Annotated in this window: 12 protein-coding genes; 7 read left to right on the top strand and 5 right to left on the bottom strand. The window is 37.3% G+C overall.

Annotated features, from left to right (window positions below):
* Positions 1-134: 134 nt before the first annotated feature.
* Positions 135-5,669 carry a BafA family autotransporter gene (gene bafA / locus FJG96_RS05195; protein WP_139413049.1) on the bottom strand — a complete coding sequence of 1,845 codons (5,535 nt, stop codon included), beginning with the start codon at positions 5,667-5,669 and terminating at the stop codon, positions 135-137.
* Between the two features lie 571 nt (positions 5,670-6,240).
* Between bafA and FJG96_RS05190 the strand changes: the two genes are divergently transcribed.
* Complete coding sequence (locus FJG96_RS05190) at positions 6,241-7,530, top strand: MFS transporter (RefSeq protein WP_139413048.1); 1,290 nt, start codon at positions 6,241-6,243, stop codon at positions 7,528-7,530.
* Here FJG96_RS05190 and FJG96_RS05185 read toward each other — a convergent pair.
* Genes FJG96_RS05185 through FJG96_RS05175 form a run of 3 tightly spaced genes read right to left on the bottom strand, consistent with a single transcriptional unit; the run spans position 7,527 to position 8,405 of the window.
* On the bottom strand, positions 7,527-7,790 hold the full coding sequence (locus FJG96_RS05185) for a hypothetical protein (protein WP_139413623.1): 264 nt from the start codon (positions 7,788-7,790) through the stop codon (positions 7,527-7,529). The genes FJG96_RS05190 and FJG96_RS05185 overlap by 4 nt on opposite strands.
* Positions 7,780-7,959 carry a hypothetical protein gene (locus FJG96_RS05180; protein WP_139413047.1) on the bottom strand — a complete coding sequence of 60 codons (180 nt, stop codon included), beginning with the start codon at positions 7,957-7,959 and terminating at the stop codon, positions 7,780-7,782. Before FJG96_RS05180 ends, FJG96_RS05185 begins: the two co-directional genes overlap by 11 nt.
* Positions 7,959-8,405, bottom strand: coding sequence for a DNA polymerase III subunit chi (locus FJG96_RS05175; RefSeq protein WP_139413046.1), 447 nt, complete (start codon positions 8,403-8,405; stop codon positions 7,959-7,961). Before FJG96_RS05175 ends, FJG96_RS05180 begins: the two co-directional genes overlap by 1 nt.
* A gap of 398 nt (positions 8,406-8,803) precedes the next feature.
* Between FJG96_RS05175 and lptF the strand changes: the two genes are divergently transcribed.
* From lptF to rsmA, 6 genes are all read left to right on the top strand, one after another.
* Entirely contained in the window at positions 8,804-9,994 is a 1,191-nt protein-coding gene (gene lptF, locus FJG96_RS05170) for an LPS export ABC transporter permease LptF (RefSeq protein WP_139413045.1), read from the top strand.
* Entirely contained in the window at positions 9,991-11,082 is a 1,092-nt protein-coding gene (lptG, locus tag FJG96_RS05165) for an LPS export ABC transporter permease LptG (RefSeq protein WP_139413044.1), read from the top strand. Before lptF ends, lptG begins: the two co-directional genes overlap by 4 nt.
* On the top strand, positions 11,083-13,437 hold the full coding sequence (locus FJG96_RS05160; protein ID WP_139413043.1) for an LPS-assembly protein LptD: 2,355 nt from the start codon (positions 11,083-11,085) through the stop codon (positions 13,435-13,437). It begins immediately after the preceding gene.
* Positions 13,438-13,553: 116 nt separating this feature from the next.
* On the top strand, positions 13,554-14,504 hold the full coding sequence (locus FJG96_RS05155) for a SurA N-terminal domain-containing protein (protein ID WP_139413042.1): 951 nt from the start codon (positions 13,554-13,556) through the stop codon (positions 14,502-14,504).
* Positions 14,504-15,517 carry a 4-hydroxythreonine-4-phosphate dehydrogenase PdxA gene (gene pdxA, locus FJG96_RS05150; RefSeq protein ID WP_139413041.1) on the top strand — a complete coding sequence of 338 codons (1,014 nt, stop codon included), beginning with the start codon at positions 14,504-14,506 and terminating at the stop codon, positions 15,515-15,517. The genes FJG96_RS05155 and pdxA overlap by 1 nt, the downstream gene beginning before the upstream one ends.
* Positions 15,508-16,338: a 16S rRNA (adenine(1518)-N(6)/adenine(1519)-N(6))-dimethyltransferase RsmA gene (rsmA, locus tag FJG96_RS05145; protein ID WP_139413040.1), complete on the top strand. Its 831-nt coding sequence runs from the start codon at positions 15,508-15,510 to the stop codon at positions 16,336-16,338. The genes pdxA and rsmA overlap by 10 nt, the downstream gene beginning before the upstream one ends.
* Before the next feature lie 32 nt (positions 16,339-16,370).
* Here the strand turns inward: rsmA and gmk are convergent, their stop codons facing one another.
* Positions 16,371-17,036 carry a guanylate kinase gene (gene gmk, locus FJG96_RS05140; protein WP_139413039.1) on the bottom strand — a complete coding sequence of 222 codons (666 nt, stop codon included), beginning with the start codon at positions 17,034-17,036 and terminating at the stop codon, positions 16,371-16,373.
* Positions 17,037-17,309 lie beyond the last annotated feature (273 nt).

The raw sequence follows: 17,309 nt of genomic DNA, 5'->3' as shown, positions 1-17,309 counted from the left end.
CATAAACTATAATATAAAAGAGAGTGTACAATCTGTCATGAAAAGCGAGTCTGTAGGCTCTGAAAAGTTATTTACGCTTTATTAAAAACTTTCAAAAACAATTATAGATTTGAAAGATAATTATACTCTTATCATTAGAAATGATAGCGTACCCCTATAATTCCCTGAAGAGATTGTTTTGTTTTACGCCCTTTAACATAATGAGCCTCACCATATAACTTCAACTTCTCACTCACAAAACTGCTCAAACCTATCCCTAATTTACCCGCATTACCCGATAAATCGCTCGTAAATGCATGGCGTTCATTAATCACCGTTTGATTGTCATCTTTATTCTCACGCAACCATGCTGCTGTAATATATGCCTGTGAGGAAGAAGCCATGCCAGAGCCAAATTCATACCCTAAAGACAGCCCAATCTCACTGCGCAATGAAGTGAAGGGACGCATGTCACCTCTCATGTCATTCGATAACTTGATTTCTTTTCCTTCAACTTGCAACCATGTAAATTGTCCATAAGGCTGCAGCCAACTACTCTTGGACGTCTGAAGTCGATAACCTGCTTCAAAGGAGGCTCCAACCGCCCATTGCTTATAATTGCCTTCAATCCCTAAACCATTCGTGGAAACCGCCTTCAGCGTATTTTGATAATGATTATATTTTAAAATACCATCGAGATACCATCCACTATAATCCAGATAAGTGATATAAGCGCCAATGCCATAACTATTGATACCGCTGGTACCTCCCCGAGCATGCGCAATGCGTGCGTGGTCATAACTGCCAAAACCACCTATATAAAATTCTCCATTTTCCCACTCACTTAAGCCATTGATCCCTAAAACAATCCCCGTCTGATCAAGCTTAAAATCTATATGCTCTGTCGCAATGCTCTCTTTCGATTTAATCGCATAGCTCCATAAAGCCGTATTCTTTTTACTGTAATCTAGAATTCCTCTTCCCGAACGCACGCTTTGCATTTCATTGTGGAACACCATCGCTGGAGCTGCAGACATGGACAATACCGCATCTGTAGAAGGTGTTGTTAAAAACTGAGAACCTGAAAGTGTCTCACCCAATTGTGGAGAAGATTGCTTCTGATTGCTTGGACGCAAAGTCATCTGATCGGCTAAAACTTGAGAAGAGGCTGAAACAGCCATCTGTTGTTTGTCACCAGAAAAAGGATGTGAAACTGATGGAACTGCTCCTTTAATCATTTGATTTCCTAGATTTGAAACAATTGAAGAAACAGAAATTAGAGATTTTTGACTCACGTTGTGGCGGTTTTCTCTTTGACGAGGTAATTTAATCGCATGCTCCTGTGTATTTGTAAGCGTTGAAAGAGAAGAAACTGGTTGATTTTGACTTAAATGCCGCGCAGATCTGCTTCTACGCTGCGGAAAATTGTTAAGAAATGGAAAATTATCAATAAAAACTGCAGATAAATACCAAACTTTTTCACCCCCATCCTCCCTAATTTTTTGTTTTAAACCATACATGTAGGTTCCACCATCAACCATTCCAATTTTTGCACCAGAAAAACTTTGTAGAGTAAAAGAAGCGCCTCCACTTTGATCCAAAATTAAATCAAGTTCTGTTGAAGAAGGATCAACAATTTCAATACCAGAATCAACCACACTTATTGTGTGAGAGCCATGACCATTTTTGATAAAAAGATAATCCCCTTCTCCTTCTGCAAGGCTGACATTAAAACTGAAATGAAGACTCCCCGAAAGATCATCAACAGAAAGCTTAGAGTAATACAAATCATCTTCAGAAGAGGTAAAAACAACTTTTCCTACACCGCTTAACTGCTGAACATGTGTACTTTTGTCGTCAAATTCATGAGCAATGAAGTATAATTGAGCCTTTTCTCCATTTAGATTGATATTTTCTGCTTTAGTTTGTTGATGATCATTTCCAGCATAAAGGTGGAGTCGTCCCAAATCCTGAACCTCTATTTTTCCTTCTAACATCGCACCAGCAAAGACCCATGAATTGGCTCCCTCTTCAATTGTTAGATTTTTTACAATACCCCCAGCGTGAACTTCTTGAGCACCACCAGTACGTAAAATTACTGTATTTGCTTCACCCCCTGCTAATACTCTCTGTACACCATCCGCAAAAACCTCAGTATTCACCGCTAAGCCACCGGTTTTTTCTGCAAAGTTATCATCATCAGGGAACCATTTAGCAAGAGTTTGTATTCCACCACTCATTACTTTTGTTCCCACTGCCATTCCATCATCATATACATTCTGCTGTCCTAGCATATCCCCTTGACCATAAATTATCGTATCATAAGCACTGCTCCCAACAATCCCACCGTTCACGTAACTATCTCCCCAAATCAGTTGATCACCACCGTAAATTGTGGTCTGCAATGCTGTTCCTCCTCCTTCTACCTTTTGTTGCCCGCCTTGGTAAATAATCGTAGACTCCGAGATTCCCTGTTCCCCTACAATCTCAGAACCACCATTTGCAATTGTTGTATTCTTAACAAAACCACCAGACTCAACATAAAGTCTTCCAGATCCCTCAACTGTAACGTTAATGGATTGCTTAGGAGCACCTTGCTCTCCATCATCAGAGATATGAACTGTGCGATCACCATCGAGCAAAAAGTTTTGTAGAATTCCTCCTCCCTCACGAATACTGAAATTAATGACATTAGAATATGGATCAAAATTAATATTAACATCTTGCGACGACGTCATATTTTCTTCTTTTTCAGGAAGCTTATCTATAGGCAACTCGGTATGAGATGGAGGAACGATAGGAGTAAAAATTTCTTCCGCTGTCGATAATGTCGATAAAGACCAAATCTTTCCACCGTTATGATCTTTCGTCTTTAGAGCATACATGTATACTCCATTGTCAACAGTAGCTACCTCCTCACCAGAAAAATCTATCAGAGTAAAGTTTGCATTGCCGCTTTGGTCATGAATTAAATCAAGCTCTAAAACTAAATTCTGATTTAGGAGAGAAGAATCGGCAATTTCAACACCAGAATCGATAACGCTGATGGTGTGATCTCCTTCCCCCTTTTTGATAAGAAGATAATCACCACGCTGCTCCTCAAAATTGGTATTAAAACTAAAATGTAATTTCCCAGAAAGATTACCGACCTCAAGTTTAGAGTAATGTGGATTAAATACGGTAGAAGTAAAAATAACTCGACCATTACCACTTAAGTTCTCAATTAAAGAACTTTCATTGTCCATATCAGAAGCAATAGCGTACAATTTTGTATCTTCGCCATTTAAAATAATTTTTTCTACTTCAGTACGAGATCGCTCAGGGCCAGCATAAAGATAAATTCGCCCAGAATCATGAATCATGGTGCTTCCCTCTAATGTTGCACCAGGATGTAACCATGATTGTGCTTGATCCTTAATGATTAAATCTTTTACATAGCCCCCTAAATCTATTTTCTGAAAAGCACTCCCTTGTAAAGTAACGCCAACGGCTATTCCCCCCGCTAAAACATATTGCTCTCCACCAGAAAAAACCTCTGTATTAGATGCAAAACTTCTATAATCGTCGAGATCCCCTTCTACATAAAGATTTTGTACCCCTCCTTCCATGATCTTTGTACGAAAAACCTCTCCATCATCATACACATTCTGATATCCTCGCACCCCGTTTTCACCAGAAATGACGGTGTCATAGGTGCTGCTCCTTACCACCGCACCCTTGATAACAGACTTTCCTGAAACAAACTGCTCACCACCATAAATTTTAGCCCCTTCAGCTTTTCCCCCCTCTTCAATCCTTTGTTGTCCACCTCTCTTGACTATACTATCTTGTGAAATACCTTGCCTTTTAATAAGCTCAATCCCGCCTCTTTGAATTGTCGTATACAAGCTAAAACCACCGCTATAAACAGAGAGCTTTCCACCATCTTTAACTGTATTACTAATTGAAGTTTCTCCATTACTCTTAACTTTTGTGCTGCTCATGTCAAAGCTAGGATCAGCAATCGTGACAGTCATTCCCTTTTCAATAGTCAATTCTGTAAGTTCATCCGGTAATGAAGAAGTAGATGACTGCAAGCTAAAATCAGTAAATAAAGAGATATTTGTCTCATCAAGAGCATAATTCGCATCTAAATACCAAATTTTACCGGTGCCTTTATCTTTTCTATGTTTCAAACGATACCGATAGGTTCCAGCATCAATCGTTTCGATTTTTTCACCAAAAGTGTTTGTCAGAGTAAAACGCGCATCTCCACTGTGATCAGAAATTAATTTAAGCTTTTTGTGAGAAGAATTTATAATTTCACGCCCAGAATCGATAACGCTTATTGTGTGGGAACCAGAGCTCCTTTCTTTAATGACAAGATAATCACTAAGGTGCTTGGCAAAGTTGACATTAAAATCGAAATGGAAAGAACCTGAAAGATCCTCAATATTAAGCTCAGAGTAATGCTTATGAGCCCCTGAAGAGGTAAAAATAACTCTCCCATTTCCTTTTAAATTCTGGATATTAACCTGAGGTTTTTTGCCGTTATTTTCAGAAGCAATAATGTATAGCTTGGTATCTTCTCCATTTAAATTAAGATTTTCTACTTCCGTAATAGCTTTACCATTCCCTGCATAAAGATAGAGGCTGCCAAAATCATAAATATTTGTCTCCTTATCTAATATCGCACCAGCAAGTAACCAAGATGTTGCTTGATGATTAATTGTTAAAGTATCCGCATATCCAGCATCATATATCTTCTGAGTCGCTCTATCGTATAAAGTAACTTCACTCGCATTCCCTCCCGCAAAAATATTCTGCATCCCATTTTTAAAAAGCTCGGTACTCAGTGCAAAAGCCCCCTCATTGATTGTAAAATCCTCATCTTCTGTATCGGCTGTATCAGCATCTTCTGAGAAGCCGTTATTAAAATTCCCTTGGCCATCAATATTCTGGATGCCTCCTTTCATAATCCTTGTATCAACAGCCATCCCCCCACTATAGACATTTTGTATTCCTGGCATTCCATCTGCGGCCTGAATTTCAGTGCCATAAGCACTACTTGCCTTATCTTCAAGACCTGAACCATCTCCAAGGATCATCCCCTTACCAAAAATAATCTGCTCACCCCCAAGAATTTGAGCCCCTTCAGCATTTGCACCACTTTCAACAATTTGTTGCCCCCCTTTTTTAACCGTGGCATATTCTGAAGTACTTAGATTTTTGACAAGCTCAATCCCACCATGCTCAATTGACGTATCTCGACTAACACTTGCTGCATCAATATAGAGTTTTCCTCCCTGTTGAACCGTATTATTGATGGAATAGCCGGCATCTTCATAGTTAAAGCTATTTATTTCAGAAACTTCAGATTCACGGTTATTAATATAGATCGTAGCACCATCACTTATTATTGAATTTGTGAGAACTTCAAAGAACAAGTTGTCTGCCCCCTTCCTTTCCTCTTCTGAAGGCTTCCTTCCTTCTATCCTCTTTTCATGCACTATGATTTTTGCCCCCTCTTTTTTCTCTTTTAATCCCCTCACTTTTGAGAACAATTTTCTTGTCTCTTCTAGATGTTCATTGATGCCGACTGGTGTTAATAGCTTTTCTTTTAATGTCGCTACACCATCTGCATTCGCAACTTTCACAAAAAAACTACTGGTCATTAACGCATAAAAACTTAATTTCAATTTGCGTTGCATTATTCACACTCCATAATTCTAAATTCATCCCCCGTTTAGAAAAAAGTGCATAGACCAAAACAACATCTGTAATGGCTTAACCTCTTATTTTTTTAAAGATAATAAAGCATTCTATGATTAAGCTCTGGCAGATCAAATATACACCATGTGTTTTTAAAATGTATGCACAACTAAAAGTTTTAATTTTTAATACATACACTTAAAAAGTGTTATAATTATATTCATAAAAAATTTTTTTAATATTTTTGAAACACTAATCTGCGAAGCAGATTGATCCTCAATAAATAAAAATAGTTAAATTTTAAAGGAAACAGCACTATGCATGAGGAGGAACTTTTATGGCTCCATATTTTCATTTCTACAGCGTTTAAAATAGTTTCTTTACTCACTTCAATTTTGATAATCTAAAAAACACTTATTGATGTTCATCAGTCCATCATCGTTGTTCGAATATATTTTCGAATATATTAGAAACATCATAATATCGACTCGACACTGATTTGAAATTTTTATAATTATAGTCGATTAATTCATATTTGATTTGTCATATACTGAAAGGGACATTCTATTCATGTCTATAAACTTAGAAATGCAAGGTACAAGCAACAGAAATTCCCCTCGTCGCATTTTGTTTGCAAGCCTTATTGGCCCAACAATTGAATTCTTTGATTTCTATGTCTTTGCCACTGCCGCAGCTCTCATATTTCCTCATGTGTTTTTTCCAACGCAAAATGATCAAATTGCCATTTTACAATCTTTCCTGATCTTTGGGGCAGCCTTTTTTTCTCGGCCCTTTGGATCGATTATCTTTGGACATTTTGGGGATAAAATTGGAAGAAAAGCAACACTGATCGCCTCTCTTCTCACAATGGGGCTTTCAACAGTCATTATTGGTTTTCTTCCCACATATGAAACCGCTGGGTGGTTTGCCCCTTTCCTCTTAACCTTGTGCCGTATTGGACAAGGAATGGGATTAGGAGGAGAATGGGGAGGCGCTGTTTTGCTCGCAACAGAAAATGCCCCTCCAGAAAAACGAGGCTGGTATGCAATGTTTCCTCAATTGGGCGTTCCTATCGGTTTGTTTTTATCCATTGCTGTTTATTTAGGTCTGTTATACTTCCTTGATCATGATGCACTTGTCGCTTGGGGATGGCGCATCCCTTTCATTGCTTCAATTATTTTTATGATTATAGGATTATGGGTCCGTCTTTCAATCAATGAAACTGTTCAATTCAAAAAAAATCTTGAAAGTAAAGAACGTGTCAAAGTTCCTATCATTGATGTCTTTTTAAAATGTCCGCGAATCTTATTTCTTGGAATATTTTCTGGTATGGGAACATTTGTTTTGTTTTACTTGGTTACTGCATATTTGTTAAGCTATTCAACAAATCATTTGCAGTTATCATATTATCAAGCTCTCCAAGTCGAAATTGTCGGTGCTATTTTCTGTGGAATTTTTACTGTCATCACTGGAAGACTTGCTGATCGTATTAGACGGAGAACCTTGATGATTTGGATTACAATCATCACCGGTATCTATTCTTTCGCAATTCCTTATTTCTTAAACTCTGGAGTTATAGGAGTCCTTGCAATGTCTGTCATTGGTTTGTCTATCATGGGAATGATATACAGTCCTCTTGGTGCTGTTTTAGCGTCACCATATCCAACAGCCATTCGATACACAGGTTCTTCTATTACTTTCAACTTATCTGGTATCGTAGGAGCCTCTCTCGCACCTTATATTGCAGAATATTTGGTGCAACATTTTGATACGTCTTATATCGGCTATTATTTGCTTTTTGCTTCTTTTGTTTCACTGATTTGCTTTGTCGGATTTACAGATGATGAAATATCCAACTAAAATATAATAACGAAGAACCAAATAAAGGCTGGCAGAAAAAATGCTGCCAGTCTCATTTTTAAAGACATGGGTTGTGGTATACGCCACCACAATATTCCCGCAAATAAGGCACTCAAAAAGAAAAATAAAAAATCCGCAATATTGCTCATATCGGCAACAGCAAACATTCCTGATAGGATATGCGTTGTCCCTAACCACGAAACGCAAAAAAAAGCCAACATCACAGCCCATAAAACAAGCAAAATTCGATCAATAATCATCATCATGCCGTTTCATCTTTTTAATTATAGGCCATATTTTTAGCATACCTAAAAGAAAAATCACAACAAAGACCCAACGCCCTCCCCCTGATCCTTCCGCAATAAAAAGTGCTGGATTTACAATTCCTACCAACCCTATAAAAACCAGAATAAAAGATACGAGACGCATTAGAGCTGCTTTTCCCAACGACGATCTTCGCTCTGTTGCCAATACGTTAAATTATGATTTTCCATTTTATATTTTTTCCACTGTGCTCGAGCAAGATTCAACTGCTCATCATTTCTGCCATCAAATAACACAACAAGACGTTGATAAACATCAATATCCGAACAAACAGCTCCCTCTATGAGAAAACGAATCTTTGAATTATTGGGATTTTCTTGTCCTGTCGTCAGAAATACAGGCTGAAAATTTGAATATTGATCACACTCTGTTCCATGTCCAATAAATGATTCATCAGCATAAACCCATAAATGCATATCTATAGAATCACGTTGTTCTTTACTCACACATTGTATGGTTACCTTACCAAAACGAGCCAATGCCCGCTCCACAAGCGTTGGCAAAATATCTTTTAGCGTTGACTGCGTCAAATGATAGAATAGAATATCCAACCTCTCAAATCCTCATCACTTTTTACCAATAAAGCTAACATCTTTTTTAGAGAAACTTCTATACCCCTTATATAAAGGGAAAAGATTCAAGATATAAAACTCTTTTTCGATTGAGATGCATTATCTTTTTGGCTGTACCTTTAAAAGATAAAACTTTTTTATTTTCAACGTTAATAAAAAAGTTTTTTGAGTTATTTTCTAGATTCCTTGTAGACTATCGTGGAAAATAAAATATAATGTGTTGAAAAATTAAAGGGAATTTAACGAGCAATTTTATATGGTTTATTTGCTAAAAATACCCAATCCCTGAAAGGGTGTTTTTTGATTTTATTACATTTTAACCGAAAGCGGTAAAAGTATTTGTTATCGAATTAAAGACTGAGGGTGTTCTCCATTTTATGCGTATTATTGAGTTCTACATCCTGAGGCGTGTCTTTGTTTTGTTTAGTTCTGTCATGATTGCAGCAGTGGGCGTTAGTTGGACGGTGCAAATTCTTGCACGTATAAACTTTCTTACAACAAGTAAACAAACACTCCTCACAGTCTTGCAGTTTTCACTTTCATTAGTTCCTTCTGTTATTTTTCTTGTCATTCCATTTGCATTAGTCATCGCAGTTACAACCACCCTTTCAGCAATGAATCAAGACTCAGAACTTGCTGTCATCAATGCCTCTGGTTTTCCTAAAAGTACTGTTTGGAAGCCTATTCTCCTTCTTGCTATTGTTGCATCATGTATCTCCTTTTCTATTGCTAATTTTGTTGCTCCTCAAGCGCGTCTTCATATGCGACAAATGCTAGCAAATGCCCATTTTGATCTTATTAATCTGTTCATTAGTGAAGGAAGCTTTCAAAAACTTGCCAATAATCTTTACATAGAAATTGGCGAACGAAATCCCAATGGAACACTTGAACGTCTTTTTATTGCCGATCAGCGTGATCCTAAAACTGATCTTTTTTATTATGCAACAAAAGCCTCCATTATAAGTAATCAAAACGGTCGTTTTTTAATCCTCAATAACGGTGAAATAGAAAGGGTCAACCATCAAAATAACAGCGTTTCAATCGTTCAATTTAGCGCATATACCTTTAGCCTAGGGGAGTTTATTCCTAGTGATAAAAAACCTACTCTTTATCCAAAAGATCGGTCTCTTTCTTATTTACAAAATCCTGACCCAAAAGATCCCTACTATCAACGAAAACCGCTCCAATATAAAGCTGAGTTTCACCGCCGACTAACGCAATGGCTCTATCCAATTGTTTTTTCACTTATTGCATTAGCAGCGGCAGGAAATGTATGCTCTCATCGACAAGCACGCCATTTAGCAAATTTCTTAGCGATTGCTTTTTCTTTTCTGGTCTATTGGATAGGGTATTTTTTCGCCGAAAAAGCAAAGAACGATCTTGCATATATTCCTCTCCTTTATATTACGCCCATAGGAACAAGTATATTCGTCTTTTTTATGCTTTTAACGAATCATAAAATTGGACTCCCTGCAAAATTTAATGAGGTACTTCAAATCATTTTTCAAAAAGTAGTGAACAAATTTGAACATAAAAAACCTCAAGATTCTCCGGACAAAATATCATGATTGGATGGACACTTGGACGCTATTTTTTTACACGTTACCTTAAAATAACGTGTTATTTTTGGGGGGGGATTTTGGTCCTTGCTCTCTTAATCGATTTTACAGAAAATTCCGGTAGATTGCCTTCCCTTTCGCATTACACAGCAAAAGATGCATTTCTCCTCTCTGTTTTACGCATCCCTTTTATTATGCAACAACTTATCCCTTTTATTGCACTCTTTTCTGCAATGGCAACCCTTATTTCTCTTAATAAAAAGCTTGAACTTGTTGTGACTCGCTCCATCGGTGTTTCTGCATGGCAATTTCTTATGCCTGCTTGTTTTGGAGCTTTTCTTTTAGGATTATTTTCAATTTTTCTCATTAATCCACTTGCTGCATGGGGATTTTCTCAAGCAGAAAAAATGATGACTGAGTGGCGCAATAATAATGTCCTAACATCTCTTCATAATACGCGTACCCACTGGTTAACACAGCGTACAGATTTAGGCAGAACGACCATTGGTGCTAAATTTATTACTGATCAAGGACTTTCTCTTCTCGATGCAACCTTTGTACAATACAAAGATGACGCAACCGTCAAAAATTGGATTAACACCCCAAAAGCAACCTTGACCAATGGCGCTTGGTTCTTAACAAATGGTACAATCTATAAAATAGGGCATCCTCCTGAAGAATTTACCGAGTTGAAAATAAAAACCAATCTAAAACCTGAATTTTTAACGGAACGTTTAGTGAATCCCGTAACTATTCCATTTTACCAATTGCCTAAAAAAATTATGATTGCACGTTCATTTGGCTATTCTGCGAATAATTTTGATATGTATTTGCAATCTTTGATTGCCTTACCGGCATTGCTTGTGGCAATGACTCTCATTGCAGCAACTGTATCTTTAAATTTTACCCGTTTTGGACAATCTAGAACATTGATTCTTGGTGGCGTAATCGCTGGATTTATGCTTTATGTTATTTCTGTACTCGTTCAGGCTTTTGGTAATGCTGGGTATATTCCACCAATTATTGCCGCTTGGACACCTGTTGTTATTGCATTATTCTTGGGAATCTCTTTTTTACTTCATAAAGAGGATGGCTAAGTGAAAGCATTAACGCGTAAGAAAATCATTTTAACAAAATTAAGTGCTCTCGCTTTTAGAAGTGTTATGGCAGCTATTTTAGGGGGAGCATTGCCTTATTGTGCGTACGCGCAAAATCCTATGTCTCCTTCTCAAAGTCGCATTCAAAACTCGGAGCGCCCTCTTTTGCTCTCTGCAGATGAACTCATCTACAATCGTGATGAAAACACTGTTTCTGCACAAGGAAATGTCCAAGTTGAATATGACGGCAATAAAGTTGTGGCTCAAAAAATCATTTACAACCAAAAAACAGGGCGGCTTATTGCAAAAGGAAACGTTGAAATTACTCAAAAAGATGGGAATAAAATTTATTCTAATCAAATTGATATGACTAAAGATCTTGGCGAGGGATTTGTAAACGCTTTGCGTATTGATACAGCCAACAATGTGCACTTTGCCGCTCAAAATGCTATACGCCAAAACAATCAGGTAACAATCTTTGAAAATGCAACCTATACAGCCTGTGAACCTTGCTCTTATAAACCAAATAGAAAGGTCCTGTGGAAAATTAAAGCCAGAAAGATTATATGGAATAATAGCGTAAAAAAAATTCGGTTTGAAAATAGCAGTTTTGAAGTTTTTGGTGTCCCAATTATAAAATTTCCAAATTTTGAGCTCTATGATCCAACTGTCAGGCGTGCTAGCGGTCTCCTTACGCCTCATTTTTTCTATACTGATTATCTTGGTATGGGGATAAAGAATTCTTATTTCTGGAATCTCGCTCCCCATTATGATTTTACGCTTTCTTCTACGGTTTATACTCAACAAGGGCTTTTAACCGAAGGGGAATGGCGTCAGCGTTTTAAAATGGGCCGTTATAATATTCGCTTTGCTCATATATATCAAATGAAACCGCATAAATTTGACAGTGATACGATTGATGCACAGCATAAAAACCGTTATATGCTAGCGACAAAGGGGGACTTTCGTATTAATTCATACTGGACTTATGGATGGGATATTCTTGCACAATCCGATCGGCATTTTAGTCGTGCCTACAAGCTTGAAAACTATAGCAATCCTACACAACTTTCTCAGATCTATCTGAATGGTCTTGCAGGAAAAAACTATTTTGACATGCGTTTTTATCATTTTAAAATTCAAGATTCGATATTGAACGATCCCCATTATGAACGTCACTTTCAACAAGCATGGGTTCTACCACGCATCGATTATTCTTTTACACCAGGTGAACCCATTTATAATGGAGAGCTTACCTTCCATAGCAATATACAATCAGTTTACCGTCGTCATGCCGACTTCAGTTCACCCGACTGGAACAAAAATCCTCTCAATACTGTACGACTTTCCGGTATGGCTGGAAATAGTTTGCGTTTAACAAATGAGCTTGAGTGGAAAAAGCGCTTTAACATGCACAATGGCCTCATATTAACCCCCCTTCTCTCTCTACGGGCTGATATCCTTACAATCAATGGACAAGAAAATTATGCTGCTTCTGGAGAAAACAATGCCTTATCCGCAATTCGCGGCTCAAAAATTCGTGGCATGGCAACAGCAGGATTGGAAGCACGTTATCCCTTCCTTATTACAGCTGCTCATTCTACACATATTATAGAACCAACCGCACAAATTTTTATACGCAATAATGAACAATATATCGGACAACTTCCGAATGAAGATGCACAAAGCTTTGTCTTTGATGCAACCACTCTTTTTCAACGAAATAAATTTTCTGGTTATGATCGTGTAGAAGGTGGGACAAGAGCCAATATAGGTCTAAGATATTCTGGAAACTTTAATGACAATTGGTCTCTTTATGGTCTTATTGGACAATCCTTTCATCTGGCAGGAAGGAATTCTTTTGCAGAAAAGGACTTTGTTAACGCCGGTATTCATTCTAGCTTAGAAGAAAAACGTTCAGACTATGTTGCAATGTTTGGTGCGACCCATAAAAACGGATTTTCCTTAGAAACGCGTGGACGCTTTGACAAAAAAACAGGAAAAATCCGCCGTAGTGAAATTGAAGCATCACAAATGTGGAAAAATTTTTGGGCCTCTGTACAATATGCTTATATCGCAAGCCAACCGAATTACGAATATCCACAAGAGCGCCAAGAAATTTCTTTTCAAACAGGCTTAAAACTGGCAGACTATTGGTCCATTAATAGCAACGCCGGTTATGATCTCGTATCTCACACATTTATAAAACGAGGAATTAGCTTGAATTATACGGATGAATGTTTCGGGGTAACATTCGGTTATCAACAGGTAATGAATCCGGGAAGAAAAACACCTTTGCAGAACTTTAATTTCTCTCTTTCATTGCGTACAATCGCAGATATCGGAAAAAAATAGATTCAAATTTATAAAGAGAATGTATAAGTGATTTAACTTATTATTGTTTTTATGAAAGAAAGCGTATAGTTTAAGTTATTGATGAGAATTAATAAACAATGCGAAAGCTTATTTACATGAATAAATTGAAAAAGCGTGTTCTTGCTTTATTTTATATTACGTCTTTGAGCGTAAGTGGTCTGCTCATAAATGAATTTTTGATTCCGTCAGCCTTTGCGCAGACGGCTATTGTTGTTACAGTTAATGGCAATCCTATCACAAATTATGATATACAAAGGCGTGTTGCATTTCTCAGATTGCAACAAAAGCAAGGCAATTTAGTGGCACAAGCTAAAAAAGAGCTGATCGACGAAGAACTAAAAAATATTGAAATAAAACGTCGGAATGTTGAGGTCAGCAATGATGAGGTTGATAGAGCTTTTGAGAACTTTGCAACGCAAAATAATATGACCATTGATCAGCTCAATCAGATTCTGATCCAAAATGATATTACTGTGCAACATTTCAAAAATTATATTCGTGGACAAATAGGATGGGGACGTCTTGTTAGCGCACGCTATCAAGCTCAAATAGGTATGATTAGCGAACAAGAAGCTGTGCGCAGAATATTAAAAAATGGTGGTGTTAAACCTTCAACCAATGAATATACATTACAGCGCATTGTTTTTGTTATTCCTGCACATCGTCGTTCAGAAATCTTCGAAAGACGTCAAAGAGAAGCAAGCAATTTTCGCGCACATTTCCGTGGATGTGCAAATACCCACAATCAAGCAAGAGGTATTTTAGACGTTACAATCCGCCATTTAGGAAAGTTTCTGGAACCTCAACTTCCCAGTGCATGGGAGCAAGCTATTCTTGCAACACCTGCTGGAAAAATGACAAAATTACAAGAAACATCTGATGGAATCGAAGCAATTGCTGTTTGCAAAATCAAAAGGGTTTCTGATGATTATGTTGCTCGGCTGATATTTTCTCTTCAAGATAATAAAAACAGAAGCCCGAAAAAACTTGAAGAATTAAGCGAAAAATATTTAGAAGAATTGCGGCACGTAGCACGTATTCAATAATGACTGCTCTTGTTGTTAGCGGTGGTGATCCTGCCGGAATTGGTCCTGAAATAGCTCTAAAAGCGTGGGATTTGCGTGTTACCTGCCAAGTTCCACCTTTTGTGCTCATCGCTGATCCAGATGTTATTCGTTCGCGCGCTCGTTTTTTACAGATGGATGTTGAGGTGGAATCTGTTTTAATCACCAATCCTGTCAAAAATTTTCAAAACGCTCTCCCTATCATACCCTTAAAAAACAAACAAAGTGATCAATTAGCTTCTCCTTCTCCAAACAATGCTGCTGGAATCATTGAAGCTATTGAGCGCAGTGTTCAATTGATTCAAAATGGGCATGCTTCTGCATTGGTTACTTGTCCTATTGCCAAAAAGAATCTTTATGATGCCGGATTTGAATTTCCAGGTCATACAGAATTTTTAGCCGATTTGGCTCATAAAGCTTTTCATAAATCTTATCATCCCGTTATGATGTTAGCTGGGCCTCAATTAAAAACAGTCCCCATAACTGTTCATATTCCATTCAAAGATGTTCCTTCACAGCTGACTCGTCATTTAATCATTCAAACGGCTTTCATTACTGAATATGACTTAAAAACACGATTTAAAATAACGTCACCTCGGCTCGCTGTTGCTGGTCTTAATCCTCACGCTGGAGAAGAAGGCGCAATGGGAAAAGAAGAGTTTGAAGTGATCACGCCTGCTCTTGAATACCTTAAAAAGAAAGGACTTAATATTATAGGTCCGCTTCCTGCCGATACAATGTTCCATGAGCGCGCAAGAAAAACTTATGATGTTGCTCTTTGCATGTATCATGATCAAGCTCTTATCCCTGTTAAAACATTAGATTTCGATACCACCGTTAATGTCACCTTAGGTCTACCTTTCATTCGTACGTCTCCAGATCACGGAACCGCTTTTGATATTGCTGATAAAGGCATAGCTTCTCCTGAAAGCTTTATTGCCGCTCTTAAACTTGCAAATCAACTTGCAAAAAATAATTCGATACCATGCCAATAGATACTCTTCCTCCTCTGCGTGAGGTCATTAATACATATGGGTTACAAGCCCATAAATCTTTAGGGCAAAATTTCCTTTTTGACCTTAATTTAACCTCTAAAATTGCTCGTCAAGCAGGTAATATAGAAGGAAAACCTGTTCTTGAAATTGGTCCAGGTCCTGGAGGTCTCACTCGCGCCTTGCTGGCAAAAGGTGCCATTGTAACAGCAATAGAACGCGATGAGCGCTGTATACCAGCGCTCTTAGAAATAGAAAAATACTATCCGAACAAATTAAAAGTTATTTGTAATGATGCACTGAAACAAGATTTCTCAAAACTCTTTGAAACAATCCCAGAAAAACCACGCATTATTGCCAATCTTCCTTATAATATTGGAACGCAACTTTTTTTAAATTGGCTTTTGGTTGAACCATGGCCTCCTTTTTATGAATCCATGACATTGATGTTTCAACGTGAAGTCGCTCAAAGGATTACGGCTAAACCTCAGTCTTTTCATTATGGACGTCTTAGTGTTTTAACTGGCTGGCGGACTACAGCTAAAATTGCTTTTGATGTGCCTCCTCAAGCCTTCATACCAGCGCCTAAAGTAACGTCTTCCGTTGTTCATATCATTCCACGAACTCAACCTCTTGTCTGCTCTGCGGAAAAACTAAGCTTTGTTACAAAAACCGCTTTTGGACAAAGACGAAAAATGCTTCGTCAAAATCTCAAAACACTTGGAGGTGAAATGCTTTTAAAAAAAGCAGGAATTGATGAAACACGCCGCGCTGAAACACTTTCAATTTCTGAATTTATAACTTTAGCGAATTTGATAACCTAAAAAGTATAACTTTTTCAAAATAATAAAAAATATTAATCAATCTTTTCAGAAATAAGTTCATCGATAAAAGTTTCAAGAAAAGCGCATCTCTCGCGTTTCACTGTTTCAGCTAAATAAATCGATTTAATAAATGATAAAGATCGATCTAAATCCTCATTAATCACAATATAATCGTAAGAACGCCAATGTTTTAGTTCCGTTCGTGCATTTTCCAATCGTAAATTGATGATATCTTGACTATCTTCTGCTCGACGATGTAAACGTGAAACAAGCTCTTTCATCGATGGTGGAAGAATAAAAACAGATATGGTATCTCTTGGCATCTTTTTTTGCATTTGCTTCGTGCCTTGATAATCAATATCAAATAACATATCACGACCAGTACTCAATGCATTTTCAACAGTTTCACGTAACGTGCCGTAATAATTCCCATGTACTTCTGCCCATTCAATAAATTCATCTCTATCACGTTTATATTCAAATTCTTCCTTTGAAATAAAGTGATAGTGGAGTCCATCTACTTCACTGGGACGCTTTTTCCTTGTGGTCACACTGACAGAAAGCTCTAATTGTTGATCTTTGAGAAGTAACCGAGAAATTGTTGACTTACCAGCCCCTGAAGGTGAAGAGAGAATAAATAAAAAACCACGGCGTTGATTTGTTTTTAGAGTATTCAATTCACTTTCAATGACTGTCATTATATCACTCTACTTTGTTTATAAATTTTCTTCAAAATTTGAACGGTACATTATCTCAACCTTTTCTCTAATCAATTATTTTTTTAGCAGTTATCCATGCTATTTTTCACTTTCATTGAAATAATTTATCATAAAATATATTAATTTCTTTCTTAAATATTTTGTATCTATACGTTCATCTCACTTGTAACATACAAGAAAATAATTTTTTATTATTCTCATCAAAAGTTTAAGGTGAAAATCTTACTCTATTTGGAGCTCGCATTTACGAAG

The organism is Bartonella mastomydis (assembly GCF_900185775.1).
Taxonomy (GTDB): Bacteria; Pseudomonadota; Alphaproteobacteria; order Rhizobiales; family Rhizobiaceae; genus Bartonella; species Bartonella elizabethae.
This window is presented reverse-complemented; position numbering and strand designations above follow the sequence as displayed.